At 62.5% G+C, this 17,689-nt stretch carries 13 protein-coding genes; 7 read left to right on the top strand and 6 right to left on the bottom strand.

What is annotated here, in order from left to right; all coding sequences use genetic code 11:
- Window positions 1-369 precede the first annotated feature (369 nt).
- Together KBY66_RS01165 and KBY66_RS01160 are read left to right on the top strand one after the other, a co-directional pair.
- Entirely contained in the window at window positions 370-1,308 is a 939-nt protein-coding gene (locus tag KBY66_RS01165) for an NAD-dependent epimerase/dehydratase family protein (protein WP_255087256.1), read from the top strand.
- 328 nt (window positions 1,309-1,636) lie between these two features.
- Window positions 1,637-6,145, top strand: a complete 4,509-nt coding sequence (locus tag KBY66_RS01160) for a glycosyltransferase (protein WP_255087254.1) — start codon at window positions 1,637-1,639, stop codon at window positions 6,143-6,145.
- A 368-nt stretch (window positions 6,146-6,513) separates the two neighbouring features.
- Here the strand turns inward: KBY66_RS01160 and KBY66_RS01155 are convergent, their stop codons facing one another.
- From KBY66_RS01155 to hpf, 5 genes are read right to left on the bottom strand one after another with little or no spacing between them, the layout of a single operon-like run.
- Window positions 6,514-7,752, bottom strand: coding sequence for a glycosyltransferase family 4 protein (locus tag KBY66_RS01155; RefSeq protein ID WP_255087253.1), 1,239 nt, complete (start codon window positions 7,750-7,752; stop codon window positions 6,514-6,516).
- 27 nt (window positions 7,753-7,779) lie between these two features.
- Entirely contained in the window at window positions 7,780-9,159 is a 1,380-nt protein-coding gene (locus KBY66_RS01150; protein ID WP_399224567.1) for an MFS transporter, read from the bottom strand.
- Between the two features lie 4 nt (window positions 9,160-9,163).
- Window positions 9,164-9,994 carry a DNA repair protein RecO gene (recO, locus tag KBY66_RS01145; RefSeq protein ID WP_255087252.1) on the bottom strand — a complete coding sequence of 277 codons (831 nt, stop codon included), beginning with the start codon at window positions 9,992-9,994 and terminating at the stop codon, window positions 9,164-9,166.
- On the bottom strand, window positions 9,991-10,686 hold the full coding sequence (gene deoC, locus KBY66_RS01140; RefSeq protein WP_255087248.1) for a deoxyribose-phosphate aldolase: 696 nt from the start codon (window positions 10,684-10,686) through the stop codon (window positions 9,991-9,993). Before deoC ends, recO begins: the two co-directional genes overlap by 4 nt.
- 4 nt (window positions 10,687-10,690) lie before the next feature.
- Window positions 10,691-11,314: a ribosome hibernation-promoting factor, HPF/YfiA family gene (gene hpf / locus KBY66_RS01135; RefSeq protein ID WP_255087247.1), complete on the bottom strand. Its 624-nt coding sequence runs from the start codon at window positions 11,312-11,314 to the stop codon at window positions 10,691-10,693.
- Window positions 11,315-11,356: 42 nt separating this feature from the next.
- Between hpf and lipB the strand changes: the two genes are divergently transcribed.
- From lipB to queA, 5 genes are all read left to right on the top strand, one after another.
- Entirely contained in the window at window positions 11,357-12,034 is a 678-nt protein-coding gene (gene lipB / locus KBY66_RS01130) for a lipoyl(octanoyl) transferase LipB (protein ID WP_255087246.1), read from the top strand.
- Between the two features lie 32 nt (window positions 12,035-12,066).
- On the top strand, window positions 12,067-13,971 hold the full coding sequence (locus tag KBY66_RS01125; RefSeq protein ID WP_255087245.1) for an AMP-binding protein: 1,905 nt from the start codon (window positions 12,067-12,069) through the stop codon (window positions 13,969-13,971).
- A 46-nt stretch (window positions 13,972-14,017) separates the two neighbouring features.
- Window positions 14,018-14,461: a YlqD family protein gene (locus tag KBY66_RS01120; protein ID WP_255087244.1), complete on the top strand. Its 444-nt coding sequence runs from the start codon at window positions 14,018-14,020 to the stop codon at window positions 14,459-14,461.
- A 77-nt stretch (window positions 14,462-14,538) separates the two neighbouring features.
- Window positions 14,539-15,894 carry a dihydrolipoamide acetyltransferase family protein gene (locus KBY66_RS01115; RefSeq protein WP_255087243.1) on the top strand — a complete coding sequence of 452 codons (1,356 nt, stop codon included), beginning with the start codon at window positions 14,539-14,541 and terminating at the stop codon, window positions 15,892-15,894.
- 28 nt (window positions 15,895-15,922) lie between these two features.
- Window positions 15,923-17,017, top strand: a complete 1,095-nt coding sequence (gene queA, locus KBY66_RS01110; protein WP_399224620.1) for a tRNA preQ1(34) S-adenosylmethionine ribosyltransferase-isomerase QueA — start codon at window positions 15,923-15,925, stop codon at window positions 17,015-17,017.
- Here the strand turns inward: queA and KBY66_RS01105 are convergent.
- Window positions 17,014-17,613: a superoxide dismutase gene (locus KBY66_RS01105; protein ID WP_255087240.1), complete on the bottom strand. Its 600-nt coding sequence runs from the start codon at window positions 17,611-17,613 to the stop codon at window positions 17,014-17,016. The two genes, queA and KBY66_RS01105, sit on opposite strands and share 4 nt — an antisense overlap.
- Window positions 17,614-17,689 lie beyond the last annotated feature (76 nt).

Genomic DNA, 17,689 nt, shown 5'->3' with positions numbered 1-17,689 from the left:
TCAACGCGGGATGCTATGGGTTCACAACCCGTCAAAACCCCGTGGTCCATCATCTGCCCACAGCCGCCAGGCTGCTTTGAGGGCATCGAGCTCTGAGGTCCGGACTTCGTTTGCCTCGCCCTGGCACTCGCCATTGGTCTTTGCGATGTGATGATCTCCGATCATTGTCAGGGCGAATGAATCAGTTTCAATCAGTTTCTCTTTTGGTGGAAGTCGTCGTGGGCTGGCTCAATGTCCTAAGCCAGTTCTGCAGGCCGTTGGAGCGCATTCGTATCACACCGACAACGGCCCCCTCGGGGTCATTCCCTCCTGGAGTTCTGGGACCGTTGCTCGCCTAAGGTTCAATGCAGCTTCACCGAGTATTGAGCCGTGCACGAATCCGCTCCAGTTGCCGTTCTCGGGGCGACCGGCTTTCTTGGCTCCCACTTGGTGGATGAACTTCTGGGACGCGGATACAGAGTTCGTGCTCTTGGTCGCACATTCCCGGGCCTGATTGGAACTGAAGCAAAACACCATCCCATGCTTGAGTATCACAAAGGTGACTTCAGTGATCAGGACGCAATGGAGCAGGCGCTGGCTGGCGTTGAGTTGTGCTTTCATCTAATCAGTACAACGATCCCATCAACATCAAACCTGAATCCCTCGCTTGACATTTCTAGCAATTTGATTGGAACTTTAAAGCTACTCGAGGTTGCTGTTCGAGTGGGAATTAGACGGATTGTATTTGCATCCTCCGGGGGGACTGTTTATGGGCCACCTCAGCAAACTCCAATTCCTGAAAGTCATCCGACGAATCCAACATGCTCGTATGGAATTGTAAAGCTAGCCATTGAAAAGTACCTTGCAATGTACAGATTTATGTACGGGCTCGACTCTGTGGCTCTTCGATTCGCCAATCCGTATGGTGATCGCCAACGCATTAAGGCTGCCCAGGGGGCTGCAGCTGTTTTCCTCTCCAAGGCCTTGCGTGGGGAACTCATTGAGATCTGGGGAGATGGAAGTGTAGTGCGTGACTATTTGCATGTGAGTGATGCTGTGAACTCTCTATTGGCGGCGGCAATGTATGTAGGAAATACTTCCGTCTTCAACATTGGATCGGGTCAAGGACTGAGCCTGAATGAGCTTGTTTCTGCCATCTCCTTTGAGCTTGGCAGGCCAATAGAGGTCGTCTATAGACCTAGAAGATCATTCGACGTTCCGTGTAATATTCTCGACATTCAGATGGCTGCATCAGAGCTTTCGTGGAGGCCTCTTGTTGCCTTTTCTGAAGGACTGGCACGAATGCGACGAACCCTCACGGTGCTTTAGCAGCCCCCAGCAGGAAGATTCTTCCTTGAAATGCATCACGATGAAGATGGGGGTGTGCCTTCCTGTGGGCTTTCCTCAGCGGCCCATACGGTCACGTGGGCATTGAGCTCGGAGCTGTGGTCGCTCCGCAACTTCTTCGTAGCGGCCTTGCAATGTGGCGATCCATGGCCTGCCCCTGCCCCTCTAACGGTCGATGCGCCCCCTCTCAGAGGAGCGATGGTTCCTGTCTTAGACAACTCAAGAACTCAAGCCCTCGAGATTAGAGCTTTCCATCAGTGCGGTTCTTTGCCTGGAAGGACTCGCTGGGGTACACTCACCAGGATACGGCTTGATCTTGTTTTTTTCGATGGATGGTCACCCCGATAACATCGCAATCAACATCATCGCAGCCTCACGTCAGTTCTTGATGACGGCTTATTCGCGTCCCACTGATGCTTTGCTTTGGCGGGAACATGTTGCCTTCGCTTACTGGCTGGTTCAGACGTTATCACCTACAACGTTTGTACAGCTTGGAGTTCGGGATGATGGTTCTTACACCGCGTTGTGTCTGGCCGTGAAGAATGCCGCTGGGGCGCGGACGGTGTGCTTCGGAATCGATTGCTGCGATGTGGAAGGTCAGACCAATGCATGGTCCAATACGGGGTGGGAACACCCATCGGACTCGCGGGCGAGGCAGCTCGAGGGCTCTTCACGCTTGACTTGCCCCAGTTTCGATGCAGCTCTTGGATCTTTTGAGGATGGCAGCATTGATCTGATCCACTTCAATGACACCAATTCATCTTTAGATCTTCCGCATCTCTTCGAATCATGGTTACCAAAGTTAAGCTCTTCTTCCACAGTCCTGATTTGTGGTATCAACCCACTTGGGACTAAATGTTACCATTCCTCGTTCTGGGACTCACTATGCCTGCGTTATCCAGGCAGAACATTCAGCTTTCTTCATGGGCATGGTCTTGGCGTTTTGTTTCCTGCTGCCACTCTCCCAGAGCCCGGCGAACAGCTTTGCCGTCTTGATCAACAGGGTGTGGACACTCTACGTAAAGCATTCGCCGCAATGGGAGATGCACTTGACAACCAGAACGGGCAGGTGCCGTTGAAGGGTCATGGGGATCTTTTGGAAGCGTATTCTCTTGAGGAAATGACAATCCAAACCAATCAGAGTTTCTCCGTTGAACAAAGCAGCCTGAGGGTTGATGCGCTTCGTCGTGAGCTGATTCAGCGCAACAGGGAAATCGGCCGTCTCGAAGCTCTGGCCATCAGGAATAAGCAACAATTGGCAGAATTACAGGATAAGGCGAACGATGATCAGCTCCAGATAATTGCTGAGATGTCGTCTGTCAAGGAGTCTTTAACCGACGTCTTGCAATCGCGGAGTTGGCGGCTGCTCTCCCCTGTGCGAACGGTGCTTGACAGGATCAAGTCCAAAGCGCGTTTGTTTCACGCATCAATTCCTAATCAGCTCCTTGAATCTCAACAGGTACCAGGAGCCTCATCGTCTTCCATGGTTCCACTGACCGTGAGTCCAGAGCTGATCGCTGCAGAAGTGGCAGCCATCCGTCAGTCTGGCTTGTTTGATGAGGCTTTCTATTGCAGCATCCTGACTGATCACCAGACAGCAACCATGGATCCAATCCAACATTACTGTGAGGTGGGTTGGCGTCAAGGTAGAAATCCATCGACAGATTTCGATACCAACTTCTATCTTTCTACCTACACCGAAATTCGCGATGCCGGGCTCAACCCTTTCTGGCATTACGTGGTGGCAGGGGCTTCTGAACTGCGGCATCCCCGTCCAGATATGACTCCACGCTATGAGGATGATGTCTGCTTTGGCAAGCTGGATCCCGACATTAAGCTCTTCGCTTTTTTCTGTACTCCGGATTGGGCGCAACTACGGAATCGCCGCCCAATCCCCGTTCAGGATTCAAAGCAGCCGCTGCCTTGCAATGATCTGAAATTCTATGATCCTCTTGATCAAGAAGTTCTGCGCCGGCAGTCCATGCTTGCCAAGCGCCATGGCCTCAGGGGCTTCTGTTTTTCGCTGGATGTCCTTACGGACGAGCGTGATTCCCAGTCGCCACTGAATCTTTTTCTAACCCATGGAGATATTGACTTTAGCTTTTGCGTACACATAACGATTTCTGCATCCGATTGCACGGCTGTGTTGGTAAGGGCGCTAGGAAGAGCGATTTCGGATCGGCGTTTTCTCTGCATCAACTGTAGGCCCGTCATCGTTGTCGGACTACAAGCCAATGAGCAAGCTGTAGACACTCTTTTGGGTTTTCGGCAGCAGCTGTCCAGTCATGGCATCCCTGCTCCCTTCCTGATCATCCGTTGGACAAGCTTTGATTGCAACCATCCACTGGAGATCAGCAGTGGATTGCTGGATGCCTTACTCGACCAACCTCCTGAGCCCGTGCCGGGCGAAACTGGCGATTTCGTCCCAATGGACAGAAGTGGTGTTGCCGTTGTTCCCTACAGCATTGTTGCTTTCCAGGGCATTGCCCGAGCCGCAATGGCGGCAGAGTCTTCTCAGCCCACCTTCCACTCTGTCACTGTTGGTCGCTACTACAGTGTCGGCCACCAGGGTAAGCCATTGGTCTATAGCCGCTTCAGCATAAAAGATTACCGTCAGTGGCTCAATGCTGCCATTGCCTGTGCTCGCAAAGCTCACCCTGAAGAGCGTCGACTGGTCTTTTTGGATGCTTGGAACAATTGGCAGGAAGGACTCATCCTAGAGCCGGATAGAATTGGTGGCTACGGCCGACTGAATGAAACCTCACGGGCTTTGCTTGATATTGAACAAGGCAAGATTTTCCCGAAGATCTCGGTCATTGTCCCGAACTACAACCATCAATCCTATCTGGTTCGTCGCTTGGATAGTATTTATAATCAAACCTATCAGAACCTAGAGGTCATCTTGCTGGACGACTGCTCCACCGATGAGAGCCATGTCGTCTTGGATCGATATGCGCATGCTTATCCGGAGATCACTCGAACCATCTATAATACGACTAATTCTGGTGGAGTTTTTCGCCAGTGGGCCAAAGGGATTAAGGCGGCGACAGGGGATCTCGTGTGGATTGCTGAAAGTGATGACTTCTGTGAGGACAATTTCCTTGAAGCCCTCGTTCGTTGTTTTCTTGACGAGACTGTTCTTTTGGCTTGTGGCCAATGCGTGTTTGTGGATCAACAGGAACACCCTCTCCAGGCTGGTTTTGCGCATCACATTAAGGATCTAGCTTCTGCCTACAGATGGGATTGCTCCTATGTGGAAACCGCCCACAAGGAAGTTGCAAGTGCGCTGGGTATCAAGAACACCATCCCTAATGCTAGTGCAGCTGTTTTCAGACGGCCGACCGTTTTGAAACTGCTGGAGGAGGAAGAGTGGCTTTCCATGAAGGTAGCCGGAGATTGGGTCTTCTATTTGCATCTCATCCGCGGAGGCAAGATTGCCTATTGCCATGAGGCGCTAAGTTACTTCCGGCGGTATCAGGGCAGTGCGGCCGAAGCAACATACAAAAAGGATGTATTTTATCGTGAAGTTGGCTTTGCAAGCCGTAATGTGGCTGCTCTCTACGCTGTCCCAATCGATGTTCTTGAGCAGTGCCGCCAGGGATTCAAATTCCTCTACGACCATCATCTGCATCGCAGTGAGGAGGAATTTGAGCAATGGTACGACTATGCTTCCGTGCTCAGCGCTCGGCAGAGACGCCTGCCCAATGTCATGGTTTCAACCATGGGCTTCTTTCCCGGCGGAGCTGAAATACTGCCGATCCGTCTGGCGAATGAGTTCAAGCGACAGGGCCTTTCCGTGTTGTTGTTGAATACAGGTCTGAACCCGCGTGAAGATGGGTGTCGACGGCTGCTTCTTAATGAGGTGCCACTTGTCGAGACCTATAGTATTGATGACATGAAGATGATCATTGATGACTTTGGTATTGAAGCATTAAACTCCCATCAGTGGCATGTTCAGAAGTACCCCTTGAACGTGCCGGATGTTTTTACCCAGTTGCGAGCCCATGTTGCATCGCTTCACGGGATGATTGAGCATGGAGATGCTTTTGGAGTGACGCATCAGCAGTTACGGAAGGCTGATCAGAATGTCACCACCTGGGTTTATACCGCAGACAAGAATCTTGGTCCCTTTGCGCAACTGGGAGTGCTTGGCAGTTCGGCTGCACGCTTCATTAAGCTGCCCAATGGCATAGAGCGTCCCACTGTCGCACCCGTTTCTCGGGTCGATCTTGGCTTTCCTGGTAGCGCCTTCGTGCTGTGTTGCGTGAGCCGAGCGATCCCAGACAAGGGATGGTCTGAAGCGATTCGTGTTGTTGATCGAGCGCGTGTTCTCACTGGCTGTGATATTCGGCTCATTCTTGTCGGTAACGGCCCTGTCTATGAAGAATACTGCCAGGCTGAAATTCCCGAATACGTCTTTCTTGCTGGGTTCAGCGAAAACTCGGTTGGGCACTATGCAGCGTCTGACATGGGGATCATGCTCACAAAGTTTAAGTCTGAAAGTTTCCCTCTCACGATCGTGGACTGTCTCTTCGCTGGCAAGCCTTACATCTCTACTGATGTAGGTGAGATTAAAAACATGCTCACATTGGGTGAAGACGTTGCGGGTCATGTCGTCTCACTGGATGATTGGGAAGTTCCCATCGAAGTGGCCGCTCAGGCGGTTGCCAGGTTTGTGTCGGACCCTGAACATTATCAACGTGCCTCATGTGTGGTTCAGGATGTTGTCGAGCGCTTTAGGCTCGACGTAATCGCTGGCAAGTATGTTCAAATCATACAATCTGACTGCGATGAACATGCCGCAATGGAGGCAAGCTAGTTTCCAGTCTCCCCTTCACAAGAGCAACGAACACTCATTCAGATCTGATGAACTCCGGATGTTTGGTTGGCTGGATATGGCACCATTGGGGACGCCTGCCATCCCGTCGAACGATAGGGCTTTTGGATGCGGGAGGACCATCAGGCTGCCGATTGGACCCTGCAAGGCTGACGTTCTGATGGGACGATTCTCATGGTTCCTGAGTCCCACACTCAGCGTCCTCAGGGGAGGGTCCTTAGGCGTAAGGCTCAGCATCAGCGCCGGAGTGGCATGGTCTTCGGCATTGGCATCAGAAGGAAGAGATTCGCTCGCAGATCCCATCCCTTTGTTGTTCAACCTCTGGAGCCTGAGCCTGCGGGCAACACGCCTTACACGGCCACTGATTTCCGCTGCAACAGCTCAGAGTAGAGCCGCTCCAGCTGCTCGATGTTGCTGGTGAGTGTGTAGCGTTCAAGCACCCGCTCTCGGGCGCGCTGGCCGAGTTCGGCAGTGAGCACAGGCTGATCCCGCAGCACAGGCAGGAGGGTGCGCAGCTGGGTGGTGACCCCCTGCGTGGTGATCACGACCCCTGCACCGCCCTCGAGCACCTCGCCGTCGGCGCCGGCGTCCGTGGCCACGCAGGCCGTGCCGCAGGACATCGCTTCGAGCAGTGCGAGGGAAAGCCCCTCCACCAGGGAGGGAAGCAGAAACACCTCTGCGACCTGCAGCAAGGCCACCCGCATACCCAGATCGGCTTCATAGCCCCACCAGATCACGTCACCCTCCTCGCCACTGGCCTGGAGCGCGTTGCGCAAAGGGCCGTCGCCCACGATCACAAGCACACAGCCCTTCGGGCGCACCAGCCGCCAGGCCTTGAGCAGTGCCTCGACATTTTTTTCCGTGGCCAGACGGCCCATGTAGAGGAACATCCGCCGAGCCTGGAACCGCAGGCGAACTTGGGCCAGTTCTTTCGAACCCCCCTGGTGTGGAGCCGGCTGCCAGCAGTCGGTGTCCACACCGTTCGGGATCACCGCCAGCCGTTCCTCCCTCACCCCCAGCCTCGCGAGTACCTCTGCCTGCAGGTCGGAGAACACGATCACCCGGTCGAAACGGGCGAGGGCTGGAGCGTAGAGCTGGTAGGTGAGCTGCTGGGTGCCGGCAGTCAGATTGCGCAGGCTGGCGTCGAAGGCAGGATGGAAGGTGGCCACCAGAGGCACCCCCAGGTGCTGGCAGAGGTCCGGCAGACGGAAATCCAGTGGCGAGAGGGTGAGGCTGGCATGAACCAGATCGGGCTTCAGTCGCTCCAGGGATTCTCGAAATTCCCGTTGCGCCCCAGGCGACGGGATGGTGTACACCTGCGATTTGACCAGATAGGGCAAGGCCACTTCCCGGCTGTCGTCTTCAGCCACCGCGCGACCCCTGCTGGAGGCCTTCAGGGCTGCCGCTGAGCCATGGCCGCCATCGAGGTTGAGGGCATCCCAACCGATGCCCAGGCCTGGTGAAGGCGTGTCGAAGTGGATGAAGCTGATCCGATGGCCCCGCTCCCTGAGCCGATCGGTGGTGGCCAGGCCGTAGGAAACGTTGCCGCAGAACGGAGATTTCTTGCCCAGCCAGGCGATATGGGCCACCCGCCGCCGTTCTGCCGATAACCAATGCTAGCAGCGGCGCCAGGGCCGCTCCAGCAGGGCAGCCAGGAAGGCTATCGCCGCCAGGATCCAGAGCACAGGCAGCAATCCATAGCGGCTCACCACGGTTCCGGCCAGCACCAGCGGCAGGCTCAAGGCGATGTTGATCAGGTTGTTCTGCAGTCCGAACACCTTGCCGCGCAGTGGCTCCGGCGTGTCTTCCTGGATGGTGGTCTGGGCCGGAATCGCCAGCAACGAGGCCCCCACGCCCAGCAGGGCGCAGAGGCCCAGGGTGAAGATCAGATTGCCGCGCGACTGCCCCAGCAGCACCAGGCTGAAGGCGATGGTGGTCAGGCCAGCCGTTGCCATCACCCGGCGGCTGACACCTTGTCCGAGTTGAGCCACGGCCAGGGCTCCGGCGGCCATGCCCACACCGCTCATTGCCAGCAGGGTGCCGAACTGGGTGGGCCCAAGCCCCTCGATCGCCGACGCCAGGCTGATCGCCAGCACATAGAGCGCCGCCAGAATGCTGTAGAGCAGCACCAGGTGCACCATGGCGCTGCGGACGCTGGTGCGTTCGCGCAGCACCTGGATTCCTTCGGCGATTTCGCTCCACACGCTGGTCCCGCTCTCCTGGCGCGGCGTTTCCTGCATGGGGATCGTGCTGATGATGAAGGCCGCCAGGCCGTAGCACAGGGGCAGCAGCACGAACTCTCCGCCCTTGAAACCAAGGCTGGCGAGCCCGTTGCGCAACATCCGCAGCACCGGATCCCCCAGGGCGAAGCCCACGATCGTGGCCCCCATGCTGGTGGCCTGATAGAGCGAGATCGCCGCCAGTAGCCGCGGCCTGGGCACCAGCAGGGGGATGGCCGCCTGCTCGGCCGGGGCGAAGAACTGGGTGAGCACCGATTCCAGAAAGGTCATCACCACCAGTCCCCAGTAGCCCCAGCTCAGGCCGAGCAGGTAGGGCCCGGGCACCAGGGCGAGGGGAGCCAGCAACACCAGGCCGGCCCGCAGGGCGTTGGAGGCCACCATCACCTCGCGCTTGGGCCAGCGGTCGGCCCAGACCCCGGCCACGGTGCCGAGGAACATGGCCGGCAGGGTGTTGGCCACATAGATCCCTGTGGCCAGCAGCGTGATCATCTGGGTCCGAGTCTCCAGGTCCAGCCGCAGGGAGGCGGCGGCTTCCGCCAGGGCCCCGTTGTCCTGGGGGGTGTCCGTCACCCAGTACTGGGCGATCAGGAACACCATCAGCACGATGTAGAACTTGTCGGCCAGCTGGGAAAAGATCTGCCCCAGCCACAACCGCCGGAAAGCCGGCAGGGCCAGCACGGCCTCGAGGCCCTCCTGTTTTGGCGGCACCACCTCGGCTGAACCTGGCGGGGGTGTGGGTCTGGAGAATCCGCTCAAGGTGTCAACCCTTCCGCGGCAATGATGGCCCAGAGCCGAGCGTCAACCGGGTGGCCGGCTCGAAACAGCCGCTCAGAAGGCTTAGGGAGCGGCAGCGGCGGCCCAGATGCTCCCCCCACCAGACCTCCACGAGTTGCAGCAGCCGCAGCCACACCAGCACGGGCCCGATCAGGGTTCCATCCTGGCGGCGCGGCAGACCGGGCCGCGGCAGCCGTTGGAGCAGGGCCAGCTCCGAGGCATTGAGCACCAGCACGGCTCCCGCCTCGGCCCCGATCACCAACCCACAGCTGGGCAGAAAGCTGCAGCGCCAGTCCCCGTTGCCGAGGGGGGGCTCCAGGGCCTGGCCGCTGCGGGCACAGCTCTGCAGGGGCAGGCCGTAGCCACCGAGGGCGAGCAGGTGGACGCTGCCCTGCACCGTGATCGCCAGGGCCTCCAGGTTGTCTTGCCGGTCCTTCACCACCAGCTCCAGTCGGCCCAGCTGCATCAACAGATCGTCGAGGACTCCGGCCACCCCGTCGCCGCTGGGCACCAGCTGGAGGCAGAGCTCGCTCAGGGCCTGCGCCGCCGCGAGGGTTTCCAGCCGCTGGGCCAGCTGACTGAAGCTGCGCAGCACCTTGAGCTGCCGGACCCGCCGCAGGCCGCTGCCCCCACTCACCTGCAGCTGCAACAGGGAGAGTGGCACCGCCGCCGCAAGGCTGCTGCGGGGGCGCCGGGCTCCCGGCACGGCCAGCCGGCTGAGCCCCTCGGCATCGCTCAGCAGGGTCAGCAGCCGGTCATTTTCCCCCAGGGCGCCGCACTTGAGTGAGAGCCCTTCGAGCCGCCCATCCGGGCTCACGCCGGCACACCCCCGGCCCCTGGGCTGACGGGAGGCCGGCGCAGGGCCTCAATCAGGGCCACCCCCCGGCTGGTTCCAAGCCGGCTGGCGCCTGCCTCCACAAGGGCGAAAGCCTGCTCCAGGTTGGCGATTCCACCGGAGGCCTTGATTCCGGCCCGGCCCCTGGCCAGCTCCCGCAGCAGGCTCACCTGCTCCACGGTGGCGGCTGGTCCGAAGCCACTGCCGGTCTTGAGGAAGGCGGCCCCGGCATCGATCGAGGCCTCCACCAGAAGTTGGAGCTCCTCCGGTCCGAGCCGGCCCACCTCCAGGATGACCTTCACCGGCAGGCCCAGCGCCACGATCGAGCCGATCTCGTCGTAGACGGAGCCGCCGTTGCCATCGGCCAGGGCACCGAAATCCGGCACGATGTCGAGCTCATCGGCGCCGGCCTCGGCGGCTGCTTCGGCCTCGGCCTGCTTGATCCGGCTGGGCACGGCGCCGAAGGGGAAGGCCACCACGCCGATCAGCTTCACCTTGGTGTCCCGTCCGAGGCGCTCCCGGGCCACCGCCACCCAGCGGGAGGCAAGGCAGACCCCGGCAAAGCCGAAGTGCCTGGCCTGGTCGCAGCAGCGCTCGATCACTTCGCGTCCCTGGTGAGGGTCGAGCAGGGCGTGATCGATCAGGGGGGCAAGGTCGGGGCGATCGCGGGCCAACGGCTCAGGACTCCCGGGATTGGATCACGCCGTAACCACCATGGTTGCGGTGATAGACCACCTGAATGTCGCCCTTCTTCCGGTCCCGGAAGACATAGAAATCATGGTCGATCAACTCGAGCTGATCGAGGGCTTCCTCCAGGGACATCTCCGGCATGGCGAAATACTTGCGGCGCACGCCCGGTGCCGGCAGGGCCGGCTCCCGGTCGCCGATCAAGTCAGTGGGGGCCATCGCTGCTTCCGGAGTGGCCTCGGAGCTGGCATCGGCCACCAGCTCCTCGTCGAGGTGCCCGGTGCCGTTGTGACCGGTGCCGTGGGGCTCGCCGTGGTGATCGGTGATGCGTTCCTTGTACCGCTGCAGCTGGCGGCTGAGCTTGCCCGCCACCAGGTCGATGCTGGCGTAGAGATTTTCACTCCGTTCCTGGGCACGGATCACCACGCCGTTGGCAAACACGGTCACTTCGGCGGTCTGCTGGGGCACCCGGGGATTGCGGGCCACGGAGAGATGGACGTCGGCCTCCTTGACCAGGCCTTCGAAATGGTTGATCGCCCGGCTTAACTTGGCTTCGGTGTAATCGCGGATGGCTTGGGTGACATCGAGATTGCGTCCGTGGATCAAGAGCTTCATCGAACACCTCTGCGTTCCATTCCATGGTACGGACGCCTCCGGATGAAACCGGGGCTCGACGCAATCCTTTTCGATCCCCCCGGACCGGTGCCCTTCGAGCGGGCCTGGCGGTGGCAGCGGACCCTGCAGCAGCGCCTGTTGGCGGACCCCCGGGGCCCTGAAACGCTGCTGATCCTTGAGCACCCTGGCTGTTACACCCTCGGCCGCGGAGCCAGCCTGGACCACCTCGGCTTCGATCCCGCCGCGCCGCCCGCACCCCTGTTCCGGATCGACCGGGGTGGGGAGGTCACCCATCACCTGCCGGGCCAGCTGGTGGCCTATCCGGTGCTCAATCTGCAACGCCATGGCGCTGACCTCCACCTCTACCTGCGGCAACTGGAGGGGGTGGTGCTCGATGTGTTGGGCCAGCTCGGCCTGGCCGGGCAGCGCCTGGAGGGCTTGACCGGCGTCTGGCTGGAGGGCCGCAAGCTGGCGGCGATCGGCGTGGGAGCCCGCCGTTGGATCAGCCAGCACGGCCTGGCCCTCAACGTGAACTGTGACCTCGATGGTTTCGCCGCCATCGTTCCCTGCGGCCTTGCCGACCACGGGGTCGGCAGGCTCTGCGACTGGCTGCCGGGCCTCCGCCCCGACCAGGTGCAGCCGCTGCTGCGGGACGCGATCGCCGAGCGGTTCGGCTTGACGCTCCGGCCACCGAAGGACTCCGAGCGGCTCCGGGGGTGATAAGGCTGGGCCCATTCCATGCTGAAGCTGCCGTGACCGGCGACGCGGAGATTCATTGGCAAGCCGATCCGCGCGACCGGCAGGCTCTTGCCGAGCGGATCGACTGGAGCGGCCTGGCGGGGCTCGAGCAGCTCTGGCCATCCCTGGCGGCGCGCTTCGGCGAAGCACCGGCCCTGGATGCACCCCACGCCAATCCACCGCAGGCCCTCAGCTTCCGGGAGCTGCATGGGGCCATCGCCACCGCAGCCGCCGCCTTCGCGGACCTTGGGGTGCACCCGGGCGATGTGGTGGCTCTCTTTGCCGAAAATTCCCCCCGCTGGCTCGTGGCCGACCAGGGCCTGATGCGCTGCGGTGCCGCCGATGCGGTGCGGGGAAGCAACGCCCCGCTCGATGAATTGCGGTACATCCTCGAAGATTCCGGCGCGATCGGTCTGGTGCTGGAGTCGGGTGCCCTGCTCCAGCGGCTGGACCTGGGCGAGGAGCTGCTGAGCCGGCTGCGCTTCGTGCTGCTGCTCGACGACGGCCCGGCCGAGGCTGCGGCTGGCACCCTGGCGGCGGACCTTGCCGTCGCCTGTCTGGACTGGGCCGCATTCCTTCAGCGGGGAGCGGCGGCCCCCCTGCCGCCGGCACCAGGCGGAGGGGCCCAGCGTCTGGCCACCCTGCTTTACACCTCCGGCACCACCGGGCGCCCCAAGGGGGTGCCGCTCAGCCACGCCAATCTTCTCCACCAGCTCACCAGCCTCGGCGTCGCGGTGTCGCCCCGGCCCGGCGATCGGGCCCTGAGCGTGCTGCCGATTTGGCACGCCTACGAGCGCACCGCCGAGTACTTCCTGCTCTCCTGCGGCTGCCAGCAGACCTACACCACCCTCAAGCACCTGCGCGGCGATCTCCAGCGGGTGAAGCCCCAGTACATGATCAGCGTGCCCCGGCTCTGGGAGGCGCTGCTGGCAGGCTTCGAGGATGCCCTTGCCGCCATGGCCGCCCCGCGCCGCCGGCTGATCGAGCGGGCCCTGGCTGTGAGCCGTTTCCATGCCCTGCAACGCCGCAGGGCCCTGGATCTCACCCTCCGCAGCGAGCCGCTGGCCCAACGGCTGCTGGCGGCCGGCCTGGCGCTGGCCAGCTGGCCCCTGCATGGCCTCGCTGCACGGTTGCTCTGGCCCAAGGTTCGGCAGCAGCTGGTGGGGGGGGTGATGCGCACGGCGATCAGTGGCGGCGGGGCCTTGGCCCTGCACGTGGATGGCTTTTTCGAGGCGATCGGCATCGAGCTGCTGGTGGGCTACGGCCTCACCGAGACCAGCCCCGTGCTCACCTGCCGCCGCCGCTGGCACAACCGCCGCGGCAGTGCCGGCCAGCCCCTGCCGGGCACGGCCCTGCGGGTCGTCGATGCCGAGACCGGGGCGTCGTTGGCCCTGGGTGAACGGGGGCGGGTGCTGGGCCGGGGCCCCCAGGTGATGGCGGGCTACTTCGGCAAGCCCGAAGCCACCGCCGCCGTGCTGGATGGCGAGGGTTGGTTCGACACCGGCGACCTGGGCCACCTGATGGCCGACGGCACCCTGGTGCTCACGGGCCGGGCCAAGGACACCATCGTGCTCAGCAGTGGGGAGAACATCGAGCCCGGCCCCCTTGAGGAGGCCCTGGTCGCCCATCCTCGGGTGGAGCAGGTGATGCTGGTTGGCCAGGACCGCCGCCAGCTGGCGGCCCTGGTGGTGCCCAGGGGGGACAGCCCCGACCCCGAGGAGCTTCGGACTCTCAAGGGAGAGTTCAACCGGCTGCTGGCGGCCCGTCCCGGCTCCCGCCCCGATGAGCGGCTGGCCGGGGTGGGCCTGGTGGAGCCGTTCACGATCGAGAACGGCCTGCTCACCCAGACGCTCAAGCAGCGCCGCGATCGGATCAGCAGCCGTGACGCCTTGGCGATCGAGGCGATCTACAGCAGTTGACCCCTGGTCGCCAGGCTGACAGCCTGAACGTTGTTATTGCCATGTCATGTCCGAGGGTCAAACGCTGACGATCAAACGCACGATCACCGTGCGGGCCGTGGTGACTCCAGGCTGGAAGGAGGATGCCGAGCGTGAACTCAGCGCGGCGGTGAGCAACTCCGACCAGCAGCTCGCCCAGCTCGAGCAGGAGGGGCAGCAACTGGTCGATGAGATCCGCCGGCAGAGCCTCAATCCGCTCGATCCGCGCGTGCAGGAGCAGGTGGGGTCGGTGCAGCAGCAGGTGGCCGGCAAGCGAGCCGAGCTGGAGGAGCAGAAACGCACCCTGCTGGAGCAGCAGCGCCAGGTGCGGGAACTGGATTTCGAGCAGATCGTCGAGCAGGGCCAGATCGAGGGCGCCTGCAAGATCAAGGTGGGCGACAACCTGGTGCAGAAGCTTCAGGTGGCCGTGCTGGTGCGTGACGGCGTGATCGAAGCGATCGAGGGGGGCTGAGTCTTGGCGGGCGCGGCGCTGGGGTCGCTTCGGCCACCCTTAAAATGCGGGCGCTTGCCGCTCCCGGGAACAAGATTTTGGCGACCCACGACATCTTCATGCCCGCCCTCAGCTCCACGATGACGGAGGGGAAGATCGTCGAGTGGCTCAAGAAGCCCGGCGATCCGGTCGCCCGCGGTGAATCGGTACTGGTGGTCGAGTCGGACAAGGCCGACATGGATGTGGAGGCCTTCCAGGAAGGCTTCCTCGCCGCCGTGCTGATGCCGGCGGGGGAAACGGCGCCGGTGGGCGAAACGATCGGTCTGATCGTCGAAACCGAAGCGGAGATTGCCGCGGCCCAGGCCAGCGCCCCCAGCGCTCCAGTGGCTGCCGCTGCTGCCCCGGCCATTGTCTCGTCCCCAGTTCCCGCGGCCGCCCCACCAGCTCCCGCCGCTGCGGCAGCCCCGGCGCCTCAGCCCGTTGCCGTGGCGCCCCCTGCACCACCAGCCAACGGACGGCTGGTGGCCACACCCCGGGCCCGCAAGCTGGCCAAGCAGCTGGGGGTGGCCCTGGAAACCCTGCGGGGGACGGGTCCCCATGGCCGCATCCAGGCCGAGGACGTCGAGCTGGCGAGCGGCCAGCCGGTGAGCGTGCCCCGGGTGGCCGAGGGAAGCGCCGCCTACGCCCCGGCCGCCGCTGGTTCGGCTGCCGGAGCTCCCGGTGGCGGCAACGGGGCCAGCCCGGCCCCCAGCGCTGCCATGGGCCAGGCCTTCGGACGCCCGGGCGACACCGTGGCCTTCAACACCCTGCAGCAGGCCGTCAACCGCAACATGCTGGCCAGCCTGACCGTTCCCTGCTTTCACGTCGGCTACACGATCACCACCGACCGGCTCGACGCTTTCTACAAACAGGTCAAGGGCAAGGGCGTCACGATGACCGCCCTGCTGGCCAAGGCGGTCGGGGTGGTGCTGGCCCGCCACCCCCAGGTGAACGGGGCCTACACCGACGCCGGCATGGCCTACCCGGCCACGGTGAATGTGGCGGTGGCGGTGGCGATGGACGACGGCGGCCTGCTCACCCCCGTGCTCAAGGACGCAAACACCATCGATTTGTATTCCCTCTCCCGCACCTGGGCGGATCTGGTCGCCCGCTCCCGCACCAAGCAACTCAAGCCCGACGAATACAGCACCGGCACCTTCACCCTCTCCAACCTCGGCATGTTCGGGGTGGATCGCTTCGATGCGATCCTGCCGCCGGGCACCGGCGCCATCCTGGCGGTGGCCGCTTCCCGGCCCACCGTGATGGCCGGCAACGACGGCTCCATTGCCGTCAAGCGGCAGATGCAGGTGAACCTCACCGCCGACCACCGGGTGATCTATGGCGCCCATGGGGCGGCCTTCCTCAAGGATCTGGCCAACCTGATCGAAACCAACCCGGAAAGCCTGGCCCTCTGAGGTGAGCGGAGCCGATCAAGGCAGCGGGATCCATCCAGACCTGCTGCTCTCGAGTTATCAGTTCGAGCTGCCCGACGCCTGCATCGCCCAGCGGCCGGTCGAACCCCGCCACGCCGCCCGGCTGCTGGTGGTTGACCCTGGAAACGTCAGCCGCCATCGGACCGTCTGGGACCTGCAGGACGAACTCGCCGCCGGGGATCTCCTGGTGGTCAACGACACCCGCGTGCTCAAGGCGCGGCTGCGTGCCCGTCGCGCCAGTGGCGGGGAGGTGGAACTGCTGCTGCTCGACCCCCTCGGCGCTGGCTGCTGGCGCGCCCTGGCCAGACCCGCCAAGCGGCTGAAGCTGGGCGAACGGCTGGAGCTTCAAGCGCCCGGCCAGCCGCCCCTGGCCGTGGAGGTGGTGGGACTGGAGGCGGAAAGTGGGACACGGGTGATCCGCTTTCCCGCCGAGCGGGACACGGCGGCGGCGATCGAGGGTCTGCTGGAGCTCTATGGGGAGATCCCCCTGCCTCCCTACATCCACCAGCACGATCCGTGCGACGACGAGCGCTACCAGACCCGCTATGCCGCGCGGCCGGGGGCGGTGGCGGCACCCACCGCCGGCCTGCATTTCAGTGATGCCCTGCTGGGGGCCCTGGCGGAGAGGGGCGTGGCGATGGCCCGCATCACCCTGCACGTGGGCCTGGGCACCTTCAGGCCCGTCGAAAGTGAGGATCTATCGGGCCTTGAACTTCACAGCGAGTGGGTGGAGGTGAGCCCGGAAGCCGTGGAGGCCGTGGCGGCCTGCCGGCGGCGGGGCGGCCGGGTTCTCGCCATCGGCACCACCAGTGTGCGGTCGCTCGAAGGGGTCGCCGCACTTCACGGCGGTGTGCTGGTGCCCTATCAAGGGCCGGTGGATCTGGTGATCCAGCCAGGCTTCCGCTTTCAGGTGGTGCAGGGCCTGCTCACCAACTTCCACCTGCCGCGCAGTTCCTTGCTGCTGCTGGTCAGTGCCCTGGTCGGACGGCAGCGGCTGCTGGAGCTCTACGGCGAGGCAATCGCGGCGGGTTTTCGCTTCTTTTCCTACGGCGATGCGATGTGGATCGCGCCGTCGGCGGTGCTGGAAAGTGCCCGGCCGGCCTAGGCCGCGGCCAGGTTGGCGGCGACGAAGTCCCAGTTGACCAGCTTGTCGAGGAAGGTGGTCATGTAGTCGGGACGGCGGTTCTGGTAATCCAGGTAGTAGGCGTGCTCCCACACGTCCATGGTGAGCAGGGCGGTCTGGCCATGGGCGAGGGGAAGATCGGCGTTGGCGGTCTTGGTGATCTTGAGGGTGCCGCCATCGAGCACCAGCCAGGCCCAGCCGCTGCCGAACTGGGTGGCGCCCGCCGCCTTGAACTGTTCCACGAAGGCGTCGTAGCTGCCGAAATCGGCGGCGATCTTCTCGGCCAGGGCACCGGTGGGGGCACCGCCGCCACCGGCTTTCATGCCCTGCCAGTAGAAGGTGTGGTTCCAGACCTGGGCGGCGTTGTTGAAGATGCCGGCCTTGCTGGGGTCGCCCGCCACCGCCTGGATCACCTCTTCAAGGCCCTTGCCGTCGAGATCGGTGCCTTCCACCAGTTTGTTGAGGTTGGTCACATAGCCGGCGTGGTGCTTGCCGTGGTGGAACTCCAGGGTCTGCCTGGAGATGTGGGGCTCAAGGGCGTCGAGGTCGTAGGGAAGCGCAGGCAGCTGATGGGTCATGGCAAATCAGGAATGGTTTTGGATCGGCAGGCAGGCCGCTCAGCCCTGGGCAAATTGTAACAACGGCTTCCAGGCT

Origin of the sequence: Synechococcus sp. Tobar12-5m-g (assembly GCF_024345415.1) — a bacterium.
Lineage (GTDB): Bacteria > Cyanobacteriota > Cyanobacteriia > PCC-6307 > Cyanobiaceae > Regnicoccus.
The sequence above is the reverse complement of the archived record's forward strand: the minus strand, read 5'-3'. Positions and strand labels throughout refer to the sequence as shown.

Excerpts from the sequence above, each read along its gene's own strand:
- KBY66_RS01105 (WP_255087240.1), bottom strand. The coding sequence starts at position 17,613 with ATGACCCATCAGCTGCCTGCGCTTCCCTACGACCTCGACGCCCTTGAG.
- lipB (WP_255087246.1), top strand. The coding sequence starts at position 11,357 with ATGAAACCGGGGCTCGACGCAATCCTTTTCGATCCCCCCGGACCGGTG.
- hpf (WP_255087247.1), bottom strand. The coding sequence starts at position 11,314 with ATGAAGCTCTTGATCCACGGACGCAATCTCGATGTCACCCAAGCCATC.
- KBY66_RS01120 (WP_255087244.1), top strand. The coding sequence starts at position 14,018 with ATGTCCGAGGGTCAAACGCTGACGATCAAACGCACGATCACCGTGCGG.